Source organism: Flavobacteriales bacterium, from assembly GCA_016712535.1.
In the GTDB taxonomy this organism is placed as follows: Bacteria; Bacteroidota; Bacteroidia; order Flavobacteriales_F; family PHOS-HE28; genus PHOS-HE28.
Map to the genome: position 1 here is coordinate 90064 of JADJQW010000004.1, position 18837 is coordinate 108900.

14 protein-coding genes, 1 tRNA gene and 1 pseudogene are annotated in these 18837 nt (G+C 61.6%); 8 read left to right on the forward strand and 8 right to left on the reverse strand.

Annotated elements, in window-relative coordinates; all coding sequences use genetic code 11:
* Positions 1-18 precede the first annotated feature (18 nt).
* Positions 19-91, forward strand: a tRNA-Gln gene (locus IPK70_14870).
* A 54-nt stretch (positions 92-145) separates the two neighbouring features.
* On the opposite strand, the gene IPK70_14875 is transcribed toward IPK70_14870, so the two are convergent.
* From IPK70_14875 to aspS, 3 genes and pseudogenes are all read right to left on the reverse strand, one after another.
* Entirely contained in the window at positions 146-946 is an 801-nt protein-coding gene (locus IPK70_14875) for a zinc-dependent peptidase (GenBank protein MBK8228441.1), read from the reverse strand.
* Between the two features lie 5 nt (positions 947-951).
* Positions 952-1431: a nucleoside deaminase gene (locus IPK70_14880; GenBank protein ID MBK8228442.1), complete on the reverse strand. Its 480-nt coding sequence runs from the start codon at positions 1429-1431 to the stop codon at positions 952-954.
* Positions 1432-1442: 11 nt separating this feature from the next.
* Positions 1443-3189, reverse strand: a pseudogene (gene aspS, locus IPK70_14885) (aspartate--tRNA ligase).
* Positions 3190-3304: 115 nt separating this feature from the next.
* On the opposite strand from aspS, the gene IPK70_14890 reads away from it, so the two are divergent.
* The gene (locus IPK70_14890; protein ID MBK8228443.1) at positions 3305-4084 is read left to right on the forward strand and encodes a hypothetical protein; all 780 of its coding nucleotides are present in this window, start codon (positions 3305-3307) and stop codon (positions 4082-4084) included.
* 2 nt (positions 4085-4086) lie between these two features.
* Here the strand turns inward: IPK70_14890 and IPK70_14895 are convergent, their stop codons facing one another.
* Positions 4087-4977 carry a polyphosphate kinase 2 family protein gene (locus IPK70_14895; protein MBK8228444.1) on the reverse strand — a complete coding sequence of 297 codons (891 nt, stop codon included), beginning with the start codon at positions 4975-4977 and terminating at the stop codon, positions 4087-4089.
* A gap of 63 nt (positions 4978-5040) precedes the next feature.
* On the opposite strand from IPK70_14895, the gene IPK70_14900 reads away from it, so the two are divergent.
* Positions 5041-5439 (forward strand): low affinity iron permease family protein, encoded by a 399-nt coding sequence (locus IPK70_14900; protein ID MBK8228445.1) that lies wholly within the window; start codon positions 5041-5043, stop codon positions 5437-5439.
* Here the strand turns inward: IPK70_14900 and IPK70_14905 are convergent.
* Positions 5433-6572, reverse strand: a complete 1140-nt coding sequence (locus tag IPK70_14905; protein ID MBK8228446.1) for a cystathionine gamma-synthase — start codon at positions 6570-6572, stop codon at positions 5433-5435. The two genes, IPK70_14900 and IPK70_14905, sit on opposite strands and share 7 nt — an antisense overlap.
* Before the next feature lie 69 nt (positions 6573-6641).
* Here IPK70_14905 and dusB point away from each other — a divergent pair, with 69 nt between their 5' ends.
* Positions 6642-7634, forward strand: coding sequence for a tRNA dihydrouridine synthase DusB (gene dusB, locus IPK70_14910; protein ID MBK8228447.1), 993 nt, complete (start codon positions 6642-6644; stop codon positions 7632-7634).
* On the opposite strand, the gene IPK70_14915 is transcribed toward dusB, so the two are convergent.
* The 3 genes from IPK70_14915 to rbfA all read right to left on the reverse strand — a co-directional run bounded on the left by IPK70_14915 (position 7610) and on the right by rbfA (position 10095).
* Positions 7610-8839, reverse strand: coding sequence for an ABC transporter permease (locus IPK70_14915; protein ID MBK8228448.1), 1230 nt, complete (start codon positions 8837-8839; stop codon positions 7610-7612). The two genes, dusB and IPK70_14915, sit on opposite strands and share 25 nt — an antisense overlap.
* Positions 8840-8935: 96 nt before the next feature.
* On the reverse strand, positions 8936-9754 hold the full coding sequence (locus IPK70_14920) for a class I SAM-dependent methyltransferase (protein ID MBK8228449.1): 819 nt from the start codon (positions 9752-9754) through the stop codon (positions 8936-8938).
* A gap of 2 nt (positions 9755-9756) precedes the next feature.
* On the reverse strand, positions 9757-10095 hold the full coding sequence (rbfA, locus tag IPK70_14925) for a 30S ribosome-binding factor RbfA (GenBank protein MBK8228450.1): 339 nt from the start codon (positions 10093-10095) through the stop codon (positions 9757-9759).
* Between the two features lie 76 nt (positions 10096-10171).
* Between rbfA and IPK70_14930 the strand changes: the two genes are divergently transcribed.
* From IPK70_14930 to IPK70_14945, 4 genes are all read left to right on the forward strand, one after another.
* Positions 10172-12001, forward strand: a complete 1830-nt coding sequence (locus IPK70_14930; GenBank protein ID MBK8228451.1) for an ABC transporter ATP-binding protein — start codon at positions 10172-10174, stop codon at positions 11999-12001.
* A gap of 83 nt (positions 12002-12084) precedes the next feature.
* A complete protein-coding gene (locus IPK70_14935) occupies positions 12085-17475 on the forward strand; it encodes a PKD domain-containing protein (protein MBK8228452.1) in 5391 nt (1796 codons plus the stop codon).
* Positions 17472-17690: a hypothetical protein gene (locus tag IPK70_14940; protein ID MBK8228453.1), complete on the forward strand. Its 219-nt coding sequence runs from the start codon at positions 17472-17474 to the stop codon at positions 17688-17690. Before IPK70_14935 ends, IPK70_14940 begins: the two co-directional genes overlap by 4 nt.
* 25 nt (positions 17691-17715) lie before the next feature.
* Positions 17716-18804 carry an acyltransferase gene (locus IPK70_14945; GenBank protein MBK8228454.1) on the forward strand — a complete coding sequence of 363 codons (1089 nt, stop codon included), beginning with the start codon at positions 17716-17718 and terminating at the stop codon, positions 18802-18804.
* The last annotated feature ends 33 nt before the right edge of the window (positions 18805-18837 follow it).

Sequence of the window (18837 nt, forward strand, 5' to 3'; positions counted from 1 at the left end):
TTGGAAAAAGGGCTGTATTGGCCGATGGTGTAACTGGCAACACGTCTGATTTTGGTTCAGAAGAGTCCAGGTTCGAGCCCTGGTCGGCCAACAGGAAAGCCCCGCGAGCAGCGGGGCTTTCCGTTGGCGGTCTCGCTGATGGGCATCAACGGGCCGTGGAGGTCCCGTTAGGCGAAACGCCTTTCGCCGGATCCTGCTTCAGCAGCCCGGCCATGGTCGCGTAGAGCTCCGGCAGCGCCTGCCTGAATTCGGCCGGCTGCTCGAAGAAGTACTCCACGGCCACCGCGAAGAACTCCTCCTGATTGGTGCCTGCGTAGTCCCTGAAGAGGCTGCTGTTGCCGGCATGGATGCGGGCAGCCTCGGCCTTCGCCAACTCCCGCCAGCGGGCCATCAGCCTTTTGTCCAGCCTGATCAGGTCCTGGTTGCCCGTTCGGTCCTCGAACCAGAGCGCGTGCGCCATTTCATGCAGGCCGAGGTTCCGTCCGTCATCGGTGATATGGTTGTCCTCGCAGAAGCGCTTCCACGATATCACGATGGCGCGAAGGCCGGGATTCACTTCGCCGACATGGTCCGTTTGCCCGATGCGCGACCGGTATCGGTCGGGATAAACGATGATGCGCGTGAAATGCGCGAGCGTGGTGAGATGCAGGCCGAAGGTGAGCTGCACGAGTGAGGCGGCGAGGCTGTTCTGCACGGCAGGCGTTACCTCGATGCTGCGCCCGATGAACTCCTTGTCCTCAACCACAGCGCGCACGCGATCGCGGAATCGCCTTTGGTGGCGATGGTCCAATCGTCTGTAGAACAACAGTTCCTGCATCAGTTGCGCATGCAGTTGCTGATCTTTCTTGTACTGCGTCCAACGGGATACAATGGCGACCACCAGCCACGCGAGAAGGGCAAGGCCATGCGGGAGTAGAACGGATTTCAGGATGATGAGAGCGTGCATGCGGGTCAGTACACGGTCCTGTCCGGCTTCGACATCCACTCCTTGAACACCGCCAGAGCCTCGTGGCGGAGCACGTTCGCCTCAGTGGCGATTCGGCGTTGTTCAGCAGGAAGCGGCAGCTCGTCGTAGATCAATTGGTCATCGAAGCCGGCCTGGGCGGCATCGGCGCGCGTGGCGGCGAACACGATGCGGTAGGGACGCGCCCAGTAGATGGCGCCTAGGCACATGGGGCAGGGCTCGCAGCTGGTGTAGAGCGTGCAGCCTTCGAGCTGGAAGGAGCCGATCGCTTGACACGCTTCGCGGATCGCCACCACCTCGGCATGCGCCGTGGGGTCATTGCTGCTGGTGACCTTGTTATTGCCCCTGCCGATGATCTCACCGTCCTTCACGACCACGCATCCGAAGGGGCCGCCCTCGTTGCGGTCCATGCCGGCACGTGCAAGGGCGATGGCTTCGCGGAGGAAGCGCTCGTCGTTGGGGTCCATGACAGCGAATGTCAGGACTTCACCTCAATCCCCAGCTCCTTCAATTGGATGTCATCGATCCGGCTCGGCGCATCGATCATCACATCGCGGCCAGCGTTGTTCTTGGGGAAGGCGATGAACTCGCGGATGTCGGTGCGGTGGCCGAAGAGCGCCACCCAGCGGTCGAAGCCGAAGGCGCAGCCGCCATGCGGTGGCGCGCCGTACTCGAAGGCATCCATGAGGAAGCCGAACTTGTAGCGGGCGTCCTCATCCGTGAACCCCAGCACCCGGAACATGCGCTCCTGCAATTCACGCTCGTGGATGCGGATGCTGCCGCCGCCGATCTCGGTGCCGTTGATCACCAGGTCGTAGGCGTTCGCGTTCACGCTTCCGGGGTCGCTCTCCAGCTTGTGCGCGTCCTCCGGCTTGGGCGCTGTGAAGGGATGATGCTTCGCGTGCCAGCGGCCGCTCTCCTCGTCATGCTCCAGCAGCGGGAAATCAACGACCCAGAGCGGCTTGAAGACCTTCGGGTCCCGGAGCTTCAACAGATCGCCGAGGTGGAGGCGCAGTTCGTTCAATTGCTTCAGCGTCTTCTCCCGGCGGCCCGCCATGATGCAGAGCAGGTCGCCCTGCTTCATGGCGGAACGTTCGGCCCAGCCAGCGAGCTGGTCGGCCGTGAAGAATTTGTCCACGGTGCTCTTCAGGCCTTCGTCGGTCCACTTCATGAACACGATGCCCGTGGCGCCGATCTGCGGGCGTTTCACGAATTCGATGAGCGCATCGGTCTGCTTGCGGCTCCATGCCAGCGCAGCCTTCGGCCTTGATGCCAACAACGAGTTCAGCATCGTCGAAGACTTTGAAGCCCTTCCCTTGGCCGAGGTCCCCGAGTTCGTGGAACTTCATCCCGAAGCGCAGATCGGGCTTGTCGCAGCCGTAGTCGCGCATGGCTTCGGCGTAGGTCATGCGCGGGAAAGGCTCATTGGACTCCAGGCCATGCACGGCCTTGAAGAGATGCTTGGCCAGGCCCTCGACAAGGCCCAGGACATTCTCCTGCTCCACGAAGGCCATCTCCAGGTCGATCTGCGTGAATTCCGGCTGCCGGTCCTGGCGCAGGTCCTCGTCGCGGAAGCACTTCACCAATTGGAAATAGCGGTCGAAGCCGGCCACCATCAGCAATTGCTTGAAGGTCTGCGGGCTCTGCGGCAGCGCGTAGAACTCCCCTTGGTTCATGCGGCTGGGCACCACGAAATCGCGCGCGCCCTCCGGGGTGCTCTTGATCAGCACGGGCGTCTCCACCTCGAGGAATTGTTGCGCGCTGAGGTAGTTGCGCACCTCGATGGCCATGCGGTGTCGCAGCTCGAAGTTGCGGCGGATGTTGGCGCGGCGCAGGTCCAGGTAGCGGTACTTCATGCGCAGCTCGTCGCCGCCGTCGGTCTCCTCCTCGATGGTGAAGGGCGGGGTCTTGGCGCTGTTGAGCACCTTCATCCCGGTGACGATCAGCTCGACCTCGCCGGTTGAGAGGTTGGTGTTCTTGCTCTCGCGTTCGCGCACCGTGCCGGTGGCTTGCACCACGAATTCCCGACCCAATTGTCGGGCCTGCTCGCACAGCCCCATATCGCGCTCCGCATTGAAGCTGAGCTGCGTGATGCCGAAGCGGTCGCGCAGGTCCACGAAGGTCATGCCCCCGAGATCGCGGGCGCGCTGCACCCATCCGGCGAGGGTGACGGTCTTTCCGGAATCGGCGAGGCGGAGTTCGCCACAGGTGTGCGTACGGTACATGGAAGGTGCAAAGGGCCGCGAAAATAGTCCGTGCGTCATGGGGATCCCTGAACGACCCCGCCATGCGCGAGCGGAAGGAGCCGGCCCTGGTCTCATCTTCGTTGAAAATACCGCCATGTGGAACCGGACTCTGCTCTTCGGCCTTTCGCTGCTCCTTGTGCCGTCACCTCTTGAGGCGTGCTCCTGCTTCGGTCCATCAACGTTCTGCGAGACCATGCAACCGTTTCCGGGCACGTTCCCACCAGATTGGGTAATTCCAGATCACGTGGTGCTGGGCGTGAAGCTGGCCACCGTGGAGTATGGCGTGGACCTGCAGGTGATCCAGGATTTCCGAGGCGGCCTGGCGGCCGACGAGATCATCCGGGTCTGGGGCGATTGCGGCTTCCTGTGCCGCACGTACAACGGCTGGGTGGAATACGGCGATACGGTGCTTTGGGGGATCAAGCCATGCGATCTGGCGGGCAACATGTTCTGCGGCGCCAGCCAGTTCGAGGCCCCGGAACATTACCAGCTGCCCGTGTGCGGCATCTACTGGCTCGGCTACAGCAATGGCGTGGTGAGCGGTCCGCTCTTCACCGAGGGCGCAACCGAGACCATCGCGCTGGAGGATTTCGAAGCGCTGGTGAATGGATGCCTTGCCACCTCGATTGAAGCTCGATCACCCACGGAAGCCTCGGTCAGTTGCACGAGCGATGGCATCTTGATCCGAACGACGCATGAGTGGTCGGAAAACAAACAGGTCTGCATCACCGATGCGACCGGCCGGCTGCTCCTCAACACAGGATTTCTCGGTGAGCTTGGGTCGATCCCGCTACCGGTGCATGCTGCCGGGATCCTGATGGTGACCGTGCTCGACGAGCAGCGCTCATTCACCGCTCGGGTGCTGGCGCACTAAGGTCAGCCCTTCTCAGCGGCGAGCGTGTTGCGCATGGCTTCCAATTCTGCCTGCGCCGCTTCATCGAGTGCAGGATGCTTCAGGTCAAGGGCTTCCATGCGCTCACGCACCAGCCGGCCCACGATGGCGCGCGTCTCCCACTGGTCATCAGCGGGCACGATGTACCAGGGCGCGTGCGATGCCGCAGTGGCGCGGATGGCCTGCTCGTAAGCGTGCATGTAAGCGTTCCAGTGCCCGCGCTCCTTCACATCACCTGCATTGAACTTCCAGTTCTTAGCCGGGTCGTCGATGCGCTCGAGGAAGCGCTCCTTCTGCGCTGCGCGGCTCATGTGCAGGTAGAACTTCATGATCACCGTTCCGCTCTCGGCCAACTGCTTCTCCCAGGCTCGGATGGCCGCGTAGCGCGATTCCCAGAAGGCGATGTCGATGTCCTTCACGGATGCGATGCCCGGGATGTTCTGCGCCAGGATGAACTCCGGATGCACGCGCGTTACGAGCACCTCTTCGTAGTGGCTGCGGTTGTGGATGCCGATGTGGCCACGCTCGGGCACTGCCTGGGAATGGCGCCAGAGGAAATCGTGGCTTCGCTCTAACGAGCTCGGCGCTTTGAAGCTCCAGACGCGCACGCCCTGCGGGTTCACGCCGCTCATCACGTGGCGGATGCAGCTGTCCTTGCCGGCCGCATCCATGGCTTGGAAGATGAGCAGGACGGCGTGCTTGCCAACTGCGTAGAGCACGTCCTGCTGCTCGGCGATGCGCGCGCGGTCCTTCTCCAGCCGTTCTTTCAGCTCCTTCTTGTCGGCTTCCTTCGGGAGATCGCACAAGTGGCTCTTCAAGCTGAAGGAGCCGGGTTCGTTCACGGCGAAGCGGGGATCGTGCAGGAGGTCTTTCATGGCGCCCGAATCTAGGCCGCAGCATGGTGGCGTTTCGCGATCTTCACCGCTCATAAAAGCACTATGCCCCCCATCGTCCATTCCCCATTCTCGCGCTTCGCGAAGCGGGTGTCGCTCATCACAGGCCGGCCCTTCACCTTCATACTCGCCCTCGTGCTCATCATCTCATGGGCGGTAACCGGGCCGCTGTTCGGTTACAGCGACACCTGGCAATTGGTGATAAACACCGGCACCACCATACTCACCTTCCTCATGGTGTTCCTGATCCAGAACACCCAGAACCGCGATACGGAAGCGCTGCAGATCAAGCTCGACGAGCTCATCCGGGTACAGCATGAGGCGAACAACGCCCTGCTCGACCTGGAGGAACTCGATGAGGAGGACCTTGAGCGCGTCAAGGCCATCTACCTCTCCCTCGCCCGGAAGGAGCGGGAGCAGCGGGATGCGCGCGCTGATCAGTGAAGCGCCTGCTCGAGGTCGGCGATCAGGTCCTCTGCGTCCTCAAGGCCAACGCTTAACCGGATCAACGTGTCGGCCAGCCCATTCTTCAGGCGCTCCTCACGCGGGATGCTCGCGTGCGTCATGCTCGCGGGGTGACCGCTGAGCGATTCCACGCCGCCGAGGCTCTCGGCCAGTGAGAAGAGCCTGGTGCTGCTGAGCACGCGTGTGGCGTCAGCCATGTTGTCGCCCTTGAGCGTGAAGCTGATCATGCCGCCGAAGCCGCGCATCTGCTTCGCAGCGACCGCATGGTTCGCATGCGTCGGGAAACCGGGCCAGTACACCTTGTCCACCTTCGGATGCTTCGCTAGCCATTCCGCCACGGCCTTGCCGTTCTCACAATGACGCTGCATGCGCAGGTGCAGGGTCTTCAATCCGCGCAGCACGAGGAAGCAATCCTGCGGGCCGGGCGTGGCGCCGCTGCTGTTCTGGATGAATGCCAGTCTCTCGGCGAGCTGCGCATCCTTCACTACCAGCGCGCCCATCACCACGTCGCTGTGGCCGCCGAGGTACTTCGTCACGCTGTGCATCACGATGTCGGCGCCGAGATCGATCGGCGTTTGCAGGTAGGGGCTTGCGAAGGTGTTGTCCATGCCCAGCAGGCAGCCGTGCTTCTTCGCGATGGCGCTCAGGCCGGCGATGTCGATGATGCGAAGCAGCGGGTTGGTCGGCGTTTCGGCCCAGATGAGCTTCGTGTTCGAGGACATCGCGTCTTCCACGTTCTTCAGGACGCCCATGTCCACGAACCTGAACTTCACGCCGAAGCCCTCGAAGATCTTCGTGAAGAGCCGGTAGGTGCCGCCGTAGAGGTCGTTGGTGCTCACCACCTCATCACCGGGCTTGAGTAATTTAATGATGGCGTCGATGCTGGCCATGCCGCTGCTGAAGCAGAGGCCGTGCGTGCCGTTCTCGAGCGCGGCCAGCGCGTTCTGCAGCGCGGTGCGCGTGGGGTTGTGCGTGCGGCTGTACTCGTAGCCCTTATGATCGCCCGGAGCGGCCTGCACGTAGGTGCTGGTCTGGTAGATGGGCGTCATGATGGCGCCCGTGGTGGGGTCGGGCTCCACGCCGGCGTGGATGGCTTTGGTGCCGAATTTCATGGTGAGTGATGAGGGCCGCGAAGGTAGGGGCGTCGAATTCGACGCCCCTACCTTCGCGGATCTTCATCCATGCCCCGCATCGGCCCGATCCAACTACCGGAATTCCCGCTGCTGCTCGCGCCCATGGAGGACGTGAGCGACCCGCCCTTCCGCGCGCTGTGCAAGCAGCACGGGGCCGACCTGATGTTCACCGAGTTCATCAGCAGCGAGGGCCTCATCCGCCAGGCCGCCAAAGGCCTCAAGAAGCTCGACATCTTCGAGGCCGAGCGGCCCATCGGCATCCAGCTCTTTGGCGGCAGCGAGGACGCGATGGAAGAAGCCGCGCGCATCGCCGAGGCGGCCAAGCCCGACCTCATCGACATCAACTATGGCTGCCCTGTGCACAAGGTGGTGAGCAAGGGCGCAGGCGCCTGCCTGCTGCTCGATGTGGACAAGATGGTGCGACTCACCGAGAAGGTGGTGAAGGCCGTGAAGCTGCCTGTGACCGTGAAGACGCGCCTGGGCTGGGACGATAAGAGCAAGAACATCGTGGAGGTGGCCGAGCGCCTGCAGGATGTGGGCATCCAGGCCCTGAGCATCCACGGCCGCACGCGTGCTCAACTGTACAAGGGCCCTGCGGATTGGACGCTCATCGGCGCCGTGAAGAACAACCCGCGCATGCGCATCCCGATCTTCGGCAACGGCGACATCGACAGCCCGGAGAGAGCTTTTGAGCAGCGCAACCGCTACGGTGTGGATGGCGTGATGATCGGCCGCGCGAGCATCGGCCACCCGTTCATATTCAACGAGATCAAGCACTACCTCGCCACTGGCGCGCACCTGCCGCAACCCAGCGTTGCCGATCGCGTGGAAGCCGCGCGCCAGCACCTGCGGAGTTCCTTGGCCTGGAAAGGCGCGTGGGAAGGCGTGGTGGAGATGCGGCGCCACTACGGCAACTACCTGAAGGGGCTTCCGAATGTGAAGGAAGTGCGATTGCGCTTGTGCACGGAGAAGGACCCGGTGGTGATCGAGGAGATCCTTGATGAGGTGATCTCGAGCTACACCCTTGCCGCCGTGGCGTAAAGGAACCTGCGGCTCAGTGCGCGCAGAGGCACCCATGTGGCCAGCAAGCCGATGGCGAGCACCGTAGCCGTGATCAGCAGCAGGTCGCCGCCCACGAGCTTCACCGGGAACGAATCGGTCATCGCCTCAGCCATTTCCACGAAGGCGAAGCGCTGCTGCGCCAGCACGATGCCCACGCCCAGCGCGAGGCCGATCGCGGCGCCCGCGAAGACGATCAATAGTCCTTCGTGAAGGAAGATGCGGCGCACCGTGCTCGCTTCGGCACCCATGCTCATCAGGGTGCGCATGTCCTCCTTCTTCTCGATCATCATCATGGTGAGCGAGGCGATCACGTTGAACGCGCCGATCAATCCGATGAAGGTGAGCACAACGAAGGCCACGAGCTTCTCAGTGGCGTTGGTCTGGTACATGAGCGCATTCTTCTGGTAGCGGGTCTTCACGGTGTAGCGCGGGCCCAGCACAGCGGCGATTTCACTCGCCGCGCGGTCCATGTCGGCCTTTGGCAACAGCTTCAGCTCAAGGGCGCTGGCGGCGCTGTCGTAGTGGAGCAGTTCAGCGGCGAGTTCGAGGGGCACCACGGCGTACTTGCTGTCGTACTCCATGTTCATGCTGAAGGCGCCGCTGAGCGCAACGGCCGCCTGCTCGAAGGCTGCCTGCTTGTACTTGCTGAGCTTGCGTCCTCGGATGGGAGCGCTGATCTCCAGCGGCTGGAACACGCCATCGTCCTCTGGAACGCCGAGGTCAGCCTTCAGCGCGAGGCCGAGGATGGCCGTTGGGCCGGTCGCGCCCTCCAGCGCGGCTTTGCCGGTGAAGAGATACCGCTGCATGTCGGACATCGCGAGGTATTGCGGCTCCACGCCTTTGAGGGTGGCCACGGCCTGCTGGTCGCCGCAGCGCAGCAGCACGTTCTCTTCGATGGTGAAGCTGGCCTGCTCCACATCGGCGCGCGCGAGCAGGGCGCCCAGGTCGATGGAGTCGCGCGCCAATGTCTTCCCCTCGGCGGGCGTGATGGTGATGTCGAGGTCGAAGGGCGAGTAGATGCGGTCCACCAGCTCGGCGATGCCGTTCATGGCGCTCATCACCACCACCATGGCGCCGGTGACCACCGCGATCACCACGATGCTGATCCACGTGATCACGTTGATCGCGTTGGTGCTGCGCCTGGCCAGCAGGTAGCGTCGGGCGAAGAGGAGGGGGAGGTTCATTGATCAGGCGACCGGCGCATGAGTTGATCGGATGATCACAGCACGGTGGACATTCAAAGTGGCACTCTCTGAGTATCTGATTGACCAATTGTCCGATCACTTCCACGCCTTCACCACCAGTCCTGTCCCCGTACTGTGCTTCATGCGCACATCCGCCATGTTCAGCACGAAGGCGATGGGATAGGCCAGCAGGTAGTAGAACGGCAGCACGATGAAGAAGACCTTGCTCACGCCGAGCATCAGCAGTGGCCACTTCATGCTCAGCTTCCAGCTGATCTTGCCCGGGGCGCCGTAGCTGTATCGTGCTTCCACCTTGCTGAAGCCGTTGCGCAGGCACTTGGCTCTGATGTCGTCGATGTTGTAGCCGTCGCGCACATGCTCTTCGATGAAGGAGCCTTCGCCCTCCTCATGCACATCACTGCCGCCTTGGTCGCTGGGGGTGCTGATGATGAGCATGCCGCCCTCCTTCAAGGAGGTGCTGTAGCAGCGCAGCGCTGCTTCGTCCTCTAGGATGTGCTCCATCACATCCACGCACACCACCAGGTCGAAGGTGTCCGGTTGCTGGAACTTGGTCACATCGCCCACTTCGAACTTCACCTGTGGCCTGCCGATGCGCTGGAAGAAGGCGTTGCAATCCGCCACCTGCTCGTCCTTCACATCGATGGCCGTGATTCTTGCTTTCGGAAGCCTTCCGCTGAGCCAATAGCTGTATTGCCCGAAGCCAGCGCCGGCATCGTAGATGGCAGTGATCGGCTTGCCATCCGCTTCTCGCTTCGCGATCCAGGTGCGCAGCTCGCGCTGGATGTGCCAGCAGCGCAGCAGCAGCAGGTCGAGGAGTTGATAGAAGATTTTGCGCAGCACCGGGGTGCGATTGAACACCACCCCCAAGCGGCGCTTGACCGGATCGTACTGCATCGCTATCCCTTCAGCAGTTTGTCAATGGCCTCTGCCCGGTCCAGTGAGTCATCCAGGTAGAAGAGCAGCTCCGGCACCACGCGCATCTGCTTGCCGATGCGGCCGCCGAGCGCTCCGCGCAACCGGTGGCTCTGCTCCTTGATGCGCGACATCACTTCGGACTTGTCCTTCACCGGGAAGAGGCTGAGGTACACCTTGGCCACACCCAGGTCCGGGCTGCAGCGCACGCCGGTCACGGTGATGAGGCCGCCGGGCAGCAGCGCCCTCCCTTCCTGCTGGAATACCGCAGCCATCTCCTTTAGGAGCAGGCTGTTCACCTTGTTCTGTCTCAGGCTATCCATCGGCAGCGAAGGTAGGCGGGGCTTGCGGGGGCGCGAAATTTCGCGCCCTTGCACGCCCCTACATTCGCCGCGCAGCATGCGCAACTTCTTCCGGATCCTCCGTTATGCCAGGCCCTATCGGCGCTATGCGGTGCTCAACGTGGTCTTCAACCTGGTGAGCACGGTGTTCCATCTGGGCTCGCTGCTCGTCTTCATCCCATTCCTCAACCTGCTCTTCGGGCAAACGCCGCCGCCCAGCGCCCGCCCAGCGTTCGAGTTGAGCCTTGAGGGCATCAAGCGCCTGCCGGAGCTCTTCAACTGGCGCATGGCCGCCTACATCCAGGAGCATGGGCAGATGGGCGGCCTCGTCTTCATCTGCGTGGTGGTGGCGGGCTGCTTCCTGCTGAAGAACCTCACGCGCTACTTCGCGCTCTGGGCCATCGGCATCCTGCGCAACCGCGCCGTGCGCGACCTGCGCAACGAGGTGTACGACAAGATCCTCGACCTGCCCATGCGCTTCCACACCGGGGAGCGCAAGGGCAACACCATCGCGCGCATCACCAACGATGTGCAGGAAGTGGAGTTCAGCATCATGAACTACATCGAGATGGTGTTCCGGGAGCCGATCACGATCCTGCTCTCGCTGGCGCTGATGATCGGCATCTCGTGGCAGCTCACGCTCATCGCGCTGCTGCTGCTCCCGGTGAGCGGGCTGCTGATCGGCCGGGTGGGCAAGAGCCTGCGCAAGGAGGGCCTACGCGCGCAGCAGAAGGCCGCCGATCTGCTGAGCACCGTGGAGGAGACGCTGACGGGCATGCGGGTGGTGAAGGCCTTCAATGGCGAGGAGCAGATGCGCCGCCGCTTCCGCCGCGAGAACGAGATGCTGAACAAGCTTAACGTGTTCACGCTGCGCCGGCGCGACATGGCCTCACCGCTCAGTGAGTTCCTGGGCGCGCTGGTGATGGTTGTGCTCGTGTACTTCGGCGGACAGCTCGTGATCGGTGAGAACGCCACGCTCTCCGGCGGCGAGTTCATCGGCTACATCATCCTCTTCAGCCAGCTGCTCGCGCCAGCGAAGGGGTTCACCACGGGCTACTATTGGATCAAGAAGGGCGGCGCCAGCGCGGAGCGGATCTTCGAGCTGCTCGCGATCGAGAACAGCGTGAAGGAGAAGCCCGATGCGAGGGCCATCACCGCGTTCAATGAGCGCGTGGAGTTCCACGCCGTGCAGTTCGCGTACGACGAGAAAGCCGTGCTGCGAACGATCGACTTATCGATACCGAAGGGCCGCAGCGTGGCGCTCGTGGGCACCAGTGGCGGCGGCAAGAGCACCTTGGCCGGATTGCTGCCGCGCTTCTATGATGCCACCGGAGGGCAGGTGCTCATCGATGGCGTCGATGTGCGGGACCTCAGGATCCAGGACCTGCGCGCGCTCATGGGAATCGTCACGCAGGACAGCATCCTCTTCAACGACACCGTTGCGGCGAACATCGCCTTCGGACAGCCGGGCATGAGCATGGCCGACATCGAGCGCGCGGCTCGGGTGGCCAATGCGCATGAGTTCATCGTGAAGCTCGAGAACGGCTACCAGACCATGATCGGCGACATGGGCAACCGGCTCAGCGGCGGTCAGAAGCAGCGCCTCGCCATCGCGCGCGCGGTGCTGAAGAATCCGCCCATCCTCATCCTCGACGAGGCGACCAGTGCCTTGGATACCGAGAGCGAGCGGTTGGTTCAGGATGCGCTCTTCAAGATGATGGAGGGCCGCACGAGCCTGGTGATCGCGCACCGCCTCAGCACCATCCAGCATTGCGACGAGATCTGCGTGATCATGGAAGGCGCCATCGTGGAGCGCGGCACCCATGCGGAGCTCCACGCGAAGGGCGGGCACTACCGCAGGCTCTGCGACATGCAGGCGTTCGCATAGGGCTGACCAGCCGCGAGGCGTGTCAGGGCCCTCGCTATTTTCGCGCGATACTCACAAGCATGAGGAACGCGCTACTGTTTGGCTTGCTCATCCTGCTGGTGCCGGGCACCGCGCTTCCGCAATGGTCCCAGTTGACCGTCCCCAGCACTGAGGACCTACGGTCAGTCCACTATCGCGCAAATGGGAACGTCTGGCTTGGCGCATTCGATACGCTTCAGTGGTCCAGTAACAACGGGAACACCTTCATCGAACGACCGACCATGGTTGGCCCCTCGCCCCTTTTCGGCCTCTATCTGGCCGTGCATGCCTTCGACAACGACACGGCGGTAATAACGGGAACCATGTTCACGGGAACCGTGGAGGCGATTTACCGCACAACCGATGCGGGTCTTTCATGGAACATGGTTCACACGGCGGACGTTGACCTTATCGATATTCTCTGGGACTTCGATTTCTCACAATCTCCAATCGGGTACGCAGTAGGCACCAATGGCCGCATTCTGCGTAGCGCGGATATGGGTCTGAATTGGACACCGATACCGTCTGGAACGACCTGGGGCTTGAAGCGTGTCGTATGGGCAGGAGGGAGCAATTACCTGGCTGCCGGGACTTCGGCATTCTTGCGCAGCACAAATGGAGGACTGAACTGGTCAGCCGTGAGCGGACCGACCGGAGCCGAGGACCTCGTCTGTGTTGGGGGCACCTGCTATGCGACGAATGGCGCGCAGCTCTGGAGAACAAGCGACGGTGGTGCGAGCTGGGTGCTGGTTGGACCGGCTCCGGGCGATGTACTAGAAGTCCTGGATACGAGTACGATCATCGTCGCAGGCGACAATGGTCTTTACCGTTCAACCACTGGAGGGCAGTACTGGGATCAATTCTTACTGCCCGGCTATCAACGCGTGAACCGGATTGACTTTCATGATGCACAGAATGGCATCGCGGTGGGGGAAAACGGTTATGCGATTCGGACATCAAACGCAGGGGGGCAGAGCATTCCGCTGGCAAGCGTCGCTTCGCCCATCGGCGTCTTCTGCGCGGGCGATACGCTCACATTCTCGAATGGGGGCGACCCGTCCTATTCATATGCGTGGTCCGTCAACGGCGTGACCCAATCAACCGACTACCATTTCACCACGGTATTCGCCGCTCCCGGCACCTACACGGTGGCGTTGTTGGCCACTAATGCGAGCGGGAGCGGCAGCGCTACCGTGCAGATGACCGTGGGCGCCGCTCCCGATGTTGCACCCTTCGCTGCTTTTGCCGTCGAGGACACGCTGTGCCTATCCAGCTCCACCACGATATCGGTTCCTGTATCACAGTCCGGCGTCATCTACCGGCTTCTGCGCGATGGTGTCCCAATGGGTGGTACCCTGAGCGGTGGCGGGCCGTTGAGCTTCCCCACCGGGTCAATCAATACGCCCACGACGTTCTCTGTGATCGGCTATCGTATCACCTCCTGCGGCTCTGACACCTTTGAGGTGTCCGTGCCCATCGCGGTCCCCTACGTGCCACCAGGCACGGCATGGTCCTTCTCCGAGGCTGAAGGTTGTTCGCCTTACACGCCGATCGTGCGCGTACAGAACTCTCAGATCGGGTTCCGGTACTATGTGAATAGCGGACCCAGTTACCTGGGCAATGGTGGCGTGCTCGATATCCCGATGAGCGAAGTGATCGGCAATGCCACTGTGACGGCGACGGTCCGTGTGTCCCTCGCGGGCTCGCCCTGCCCGGGGGTGATCGTGCAGAGCGCCCAGAGCATTCAGGTGTATCAGGTCACCTCGGGGTTCTACATCAGTCAGGACCCCGGAAATGATAACCAGCATGCGCTAGTCGGACAGCAGCGGACCATCACCATCAGTCCGGTTGCTTCGGTGATTCACGCCTGGGACTTCGGTGCGGATGCAACGCCACCCGCATACATCGGCGCGCCCCCGCCGCCCTTTTCCTTCGGCGCACCGGGCCTCAAGGCCGTATCGCTCCTAGCCAGTTCGCCGCTGGGAATCTGCACGGCGTCGGTACAGCAGACCATCATGGTGGTCGACAGCGCCGAACTGTCGGAATTGCCGCGTTGTAGCGAGACTGTCGCTGGCCTTGGGGCTTACATCGCGGACATGTGCCTGGACCCCTACAACAATCGGTACCTGACCGGCTATTGGCAAGTGGGCAACCCCATGGAGCAGAGCTTCTTTGCAATGAAGCTGGACAGTGCTGGAAACGAGATCTGGCGGTATATGGGACCGCATTCCGGCGCCTCGCAATCCGGCAGCGGCGGCAGTTATGGCTATGGCATCGCCGCGGACCAGGAAGGCAATGCGTACGTCACCGGCAGATTCGATCATGAGGTGCGCCAGATCCAGGGCGTCTCGATAGTGAATCCCAACTTCCTTGTGAAGTTCGATCCGCTCGGCCAGCTCGAATGGCAGTTCACCAGTCCTGGCGCGAAGCTGAAGGGTGTTCAGGTCTTTGGCGGCGATAGCATTTATGTGGCTGGTTACAACGCATGGTCGGGTGCCACCTTCCTGCAGCCCTCGGGCAACCTCCACCAATACACCGTTACCCCGAGCGACCCGCAGCATGGCAACGCCTTCCTCCTCGCCCTGAACGCCCAAGGAGAGGTGCTGAACTTTGATCCGTTCGGCTACACCCATTTGGTCGGGAGCCCTTCAGCGATGAACACGATTGACATGAATTCCGACCCACTCGACAGTGATGATCGCTACCGCTGTGATCCGCTGTTGCGAAAGGCGCCGGATGGAAGCCTGGTTGTGGCCGGCTTGATGAAGACGCCCCAAATCGGCTATGCGGCATGGTTCGATCAGGCCGCGCTGGTGAGCCACGCTTCTGCGCCCATACCGCAGAACCGGCGCCAAGCATTCGTGCTGCGCTATGTTCCTGGGATGGGTGTGCTGTCCGCGCACGCCGTAGCTGGCGGAGACCTGCAGAGCATCCAAGGTGTGTCCATCGCGACCGATGGAGGAGTCGTGCTTTGCGGACGTTTCAAGAGCCCGTTCATTTATGATGGCGTAAGCGTGGAGCCGCAGGATCCCGCAAGCCCGTTCCCGCTGGTGAACCATTCTTACCTCCTGCGAACCGGGGCTGATCTGCAACCCCAATGGCACTGGACCGGGGGCAATCGATTCACCGTGCTCTATGATGTGGCCATTGCCCCCGATAACTCGATTTACGCGTTGGCGGGCTTCACGGCTACCGGGGTCCTCAAGGGCTCGAATGGACAAGCCATCGGAATGGGTTCGGGAACGGTGAATTCGGACTATGCCGTGCTGCACTTTGATTCAGAGGGCGGATTCGTAGCGGCCGATCAGGGTGAATTCGGTTCCGGAACCGCATTCAACTTTAGGCAGGATGAATGCGGCAATCTCCATGTGATTGCGCTCACCCCAGCCGCCGGTTGGGGGACGGAGCATAGTTGGGTGAGCTGCAACGGTTGCACCGACAACATGAAGCTATTCGTGATTGACGTTGGCGGTTGCTCGACGAGCTGCTTCTCGGCTTATGACCCTTCGTTCCGCGATGCCGCGCTGCTTACATTATCGTTGAGCGACACCAATGACCCGACGCCTCAGGTGCGAGTGACAGTGCGCAACATGGGCCAGGTGACCGCGAATCAAATCGTGATTGGCTATCGGGTGAACGAAGGGCCGCCACAGTATGTCCAATGGAACGGTTCGCTGGCTTACACCGAGTCAATCCAGGACTTCCCGATTACGTCGCTTTCTTACCTTAACCGCTATTCGAACCGTGTAGTGGCCTGGATTGACCAAGTGAATGGCGCTCAGGACGACCTTGCGGCCAACGATACCCTGCGGCTCACGCATGTGATGTGCTTCGAGCCGATGCACGGCACCTACAATTGCGGCAGCGCCGGCGCCGACTTCCTCGCTTTGGCTGAAGTGACTCAAGCCCTTGCGAATTGCGGCATAAGCTCCACGACACTGATCAGGATAGCTCCAGGTAGCTACCACGAGCAAGTCAATGTCCGCCCGATTCCCGGTGTGACCCAAGCCGATACGGTTGTTTTCGCTTCGGCATTGAATGACAGCGCCAGTGTACGCTTGAGGTTCGCGCCAGGCAGTGAATTGACGTACAATTCGGTGGTCGTGTTGAACGATAGTGTTCAAGGGGTGAGCTTCAGGGACATGACCCTGGAGAACACGGTACAGGGATCGGGCAATGTGATCATGACCTACCGGAGGTGGTGTACGGACCTCAACGTAGTCCGCTGCAGATTCGTGGGCACCCCGAACACATCGCAAACTTGTTTGCTCGGGGACCGCGGCTCACGAAGGATCCGTATAGACTCTTGCACATTCGAGTACGGGTCATCCGGGATTCATCTCTTCGGGGTGAACAGTCCGAGCAGCCCAACACTCATTGATTCGTTGACTTGGGTCAGGGGCAATGTCCTCCTGAATCAGAGAATACGGTCCATGTTCCTGGACACGCACGTCGGCTTGGTGATCCAGGACAACACGATCATTTCGGATGATGTCTACAACGCGGATAACTATTCTGCCATCAGGGCCTACACCAAAGGGAGTATACCGAATGCCTTCGACCGCAACTTCATCCGGGTCGCCACAACGGCCGCTCCGATCAACGGCGGTTCTAGCCCAAATCCATACCTGGTCCTTCTCTACTACATCGAGACATCCGGCGTCAGGAATTCCGTTCGGAACAACATGATTTTCAATCCGCTACAGACAACGACCAGCGTCATACCAACTCTCTACTGCGATTGCAAGAATGCGGACTTCCTGCACAATACAGTGCGCGGCGTCGCTTTTCTGGCGGCACCAGCACCGCTCAGCACCGATTCTATCGTGGTGCGGAACAATATCTTCATGACGGCGGCTTCGCATTATGCACTAGATGTTCCCGGAGCCCTGACGGGTTGGGTCTCTGACAACAATGTCTTCAGTTCAGGGCCGGCAGGTGACTACACCATTGTCTTTAGGCATCAGAGCTACAACCGGTCACTTTCCTGGTGGCAGACCAACACGGGTCTCGACCAGGGTTCCGTGCAGCAGCTACCAATCTTCGTTTCTGAAGACGACCCGCACCTGGAGCCAGGAGCCAACTTCTTCAGCTGCCCGAGACTTCAAAGCGTACCCGCGGATATCGATGGTGACCAGCGAGGACCATTGATTACCAGGCCAGGTGCTGATGAAGGTGATTTCAACGTCAGTCTTGAGGCATTGGCGCATAGCGCATCGGGCTTGGTGGCTGTGCCGAACCCGAGTAATGGCAATTTGACTTTGATCCGACCGGATCATGACCTGCCACGAGCGGATTACGTCATTCAGGATGCATCTGGTCGCGTCGTGCATCGGGGCAGAGCGGAAGCGGGCCAACGTAGCGTTCCCTTAAGTCTGGACCTAGCGCCCGGCGCCTACTACCTGAGCATAACGGGCCTCCCGCAGCAGATTGCGTTGCTCATCACGAGACGGTGAGCAGGGGGAACTCAATCATCGCAACCGACAGGCTCCGGGAACTCGTATGGCACCAAACGAGCCTCGTCATCCCGCACCGCCTCAGCACCATCCAGCATTGCGACGAGATCTGCGTGATCGTGGAAGGCGCCATCGTGGAGCGCGGCACGCACGCGGAGCTTTTTGCCAAGGGCGGGCACTACCGGAGGCTCTGCGACATGCAGGCGTTCGATTGAGGGGCGCACGGGTACTTTCACCCCGATGCAATCCCGCGTCTTCGGCCTCGATCTCATGCGCGCCGCGGCCATCCTGCTGGTGGTGTTCTGGCACAGCGCCGATGTGCTGCGGGCGGCCGTTCCAGGCATTGCGCTGCCGCCTCACGTCGATGGGGTGGACCTTTTCTTCGTGCTCAGCGGTTACCTGATCGGCGGCATCCTGCTGCGCAACGCGGCCATGGATGGGGCGCCGTGGCACCTCCGCCTGCTCGACTTCTGGCAGCGCCGATGGCTGCGCACGTTGCCCAACTACTACCTCTTCCTGGCGGTGAACATCGCGTTGGTCCTCGCTGGCTTCTCTGGCGGCATCATCAATCACAATACGTGGATCTACGCGGTCTTCCTGCAGAACCTCTATAAGCCGGTGGACCTCTTCTTCTGGGAGTCGTGGTCGCTGGTGGTGGAGGAGTGGTTCTACCTGCTCTTCCCGGTCCTGCTCTTCAGCGCGATCGCGCTCACGGGCATTGCGGCACGGCGCGCTTACCTGCTGCTGGCGCTGCTTTTCGTCGTCGCGCCGATGCTCGTGCGCTTCGAATTGGCGCCCGAAGCACCCACGCTTTGGCACATGGAGCAGGGCTTGCGCAAGCTGGCGATCACGAGGCTCGATGCCATCGGCTGGGGCATCCTCGCCGCGTGGCTGCATCAGCGCTTCCCGTCCATGTGGAAGCATGTGCGTTGGCCGCTGGGGATCGTTGGCATGGCGGGCATGCTCGGGTGCGCGGTGGCTTATGGCGCGGATCGGCTCCCCTTCAGCAGCACGCATTACTTCACGTTGAATGCGCTATCCATGGCGCTGCTGCTGCCCGTGCTCTCCACATGGACACGCACGCCGCGCTGGGGCGGTGCCATCGTCTTCATCAGCCTCGTGAGCTATGCGCTCTACCTCGTGCATCAGCCCATGCGCTATGTCTTCAACCGCTGGTTCGCGGTGGAGCACGAAGCAGGTCTCTTGCTTCCGTTGCTGCTGTACTGGATCGCCTGCATCGCATTGAGCTGGCTCGTGTACCGCTTCTGGGAGCGCCGGTTCATGGCGCTTCGCGATGGGATCAGCTTGAGGTTGGGTGCTGCAGGTTGAGTGAGGGGCAGGTTCAGGGGTGATGCGTATCGC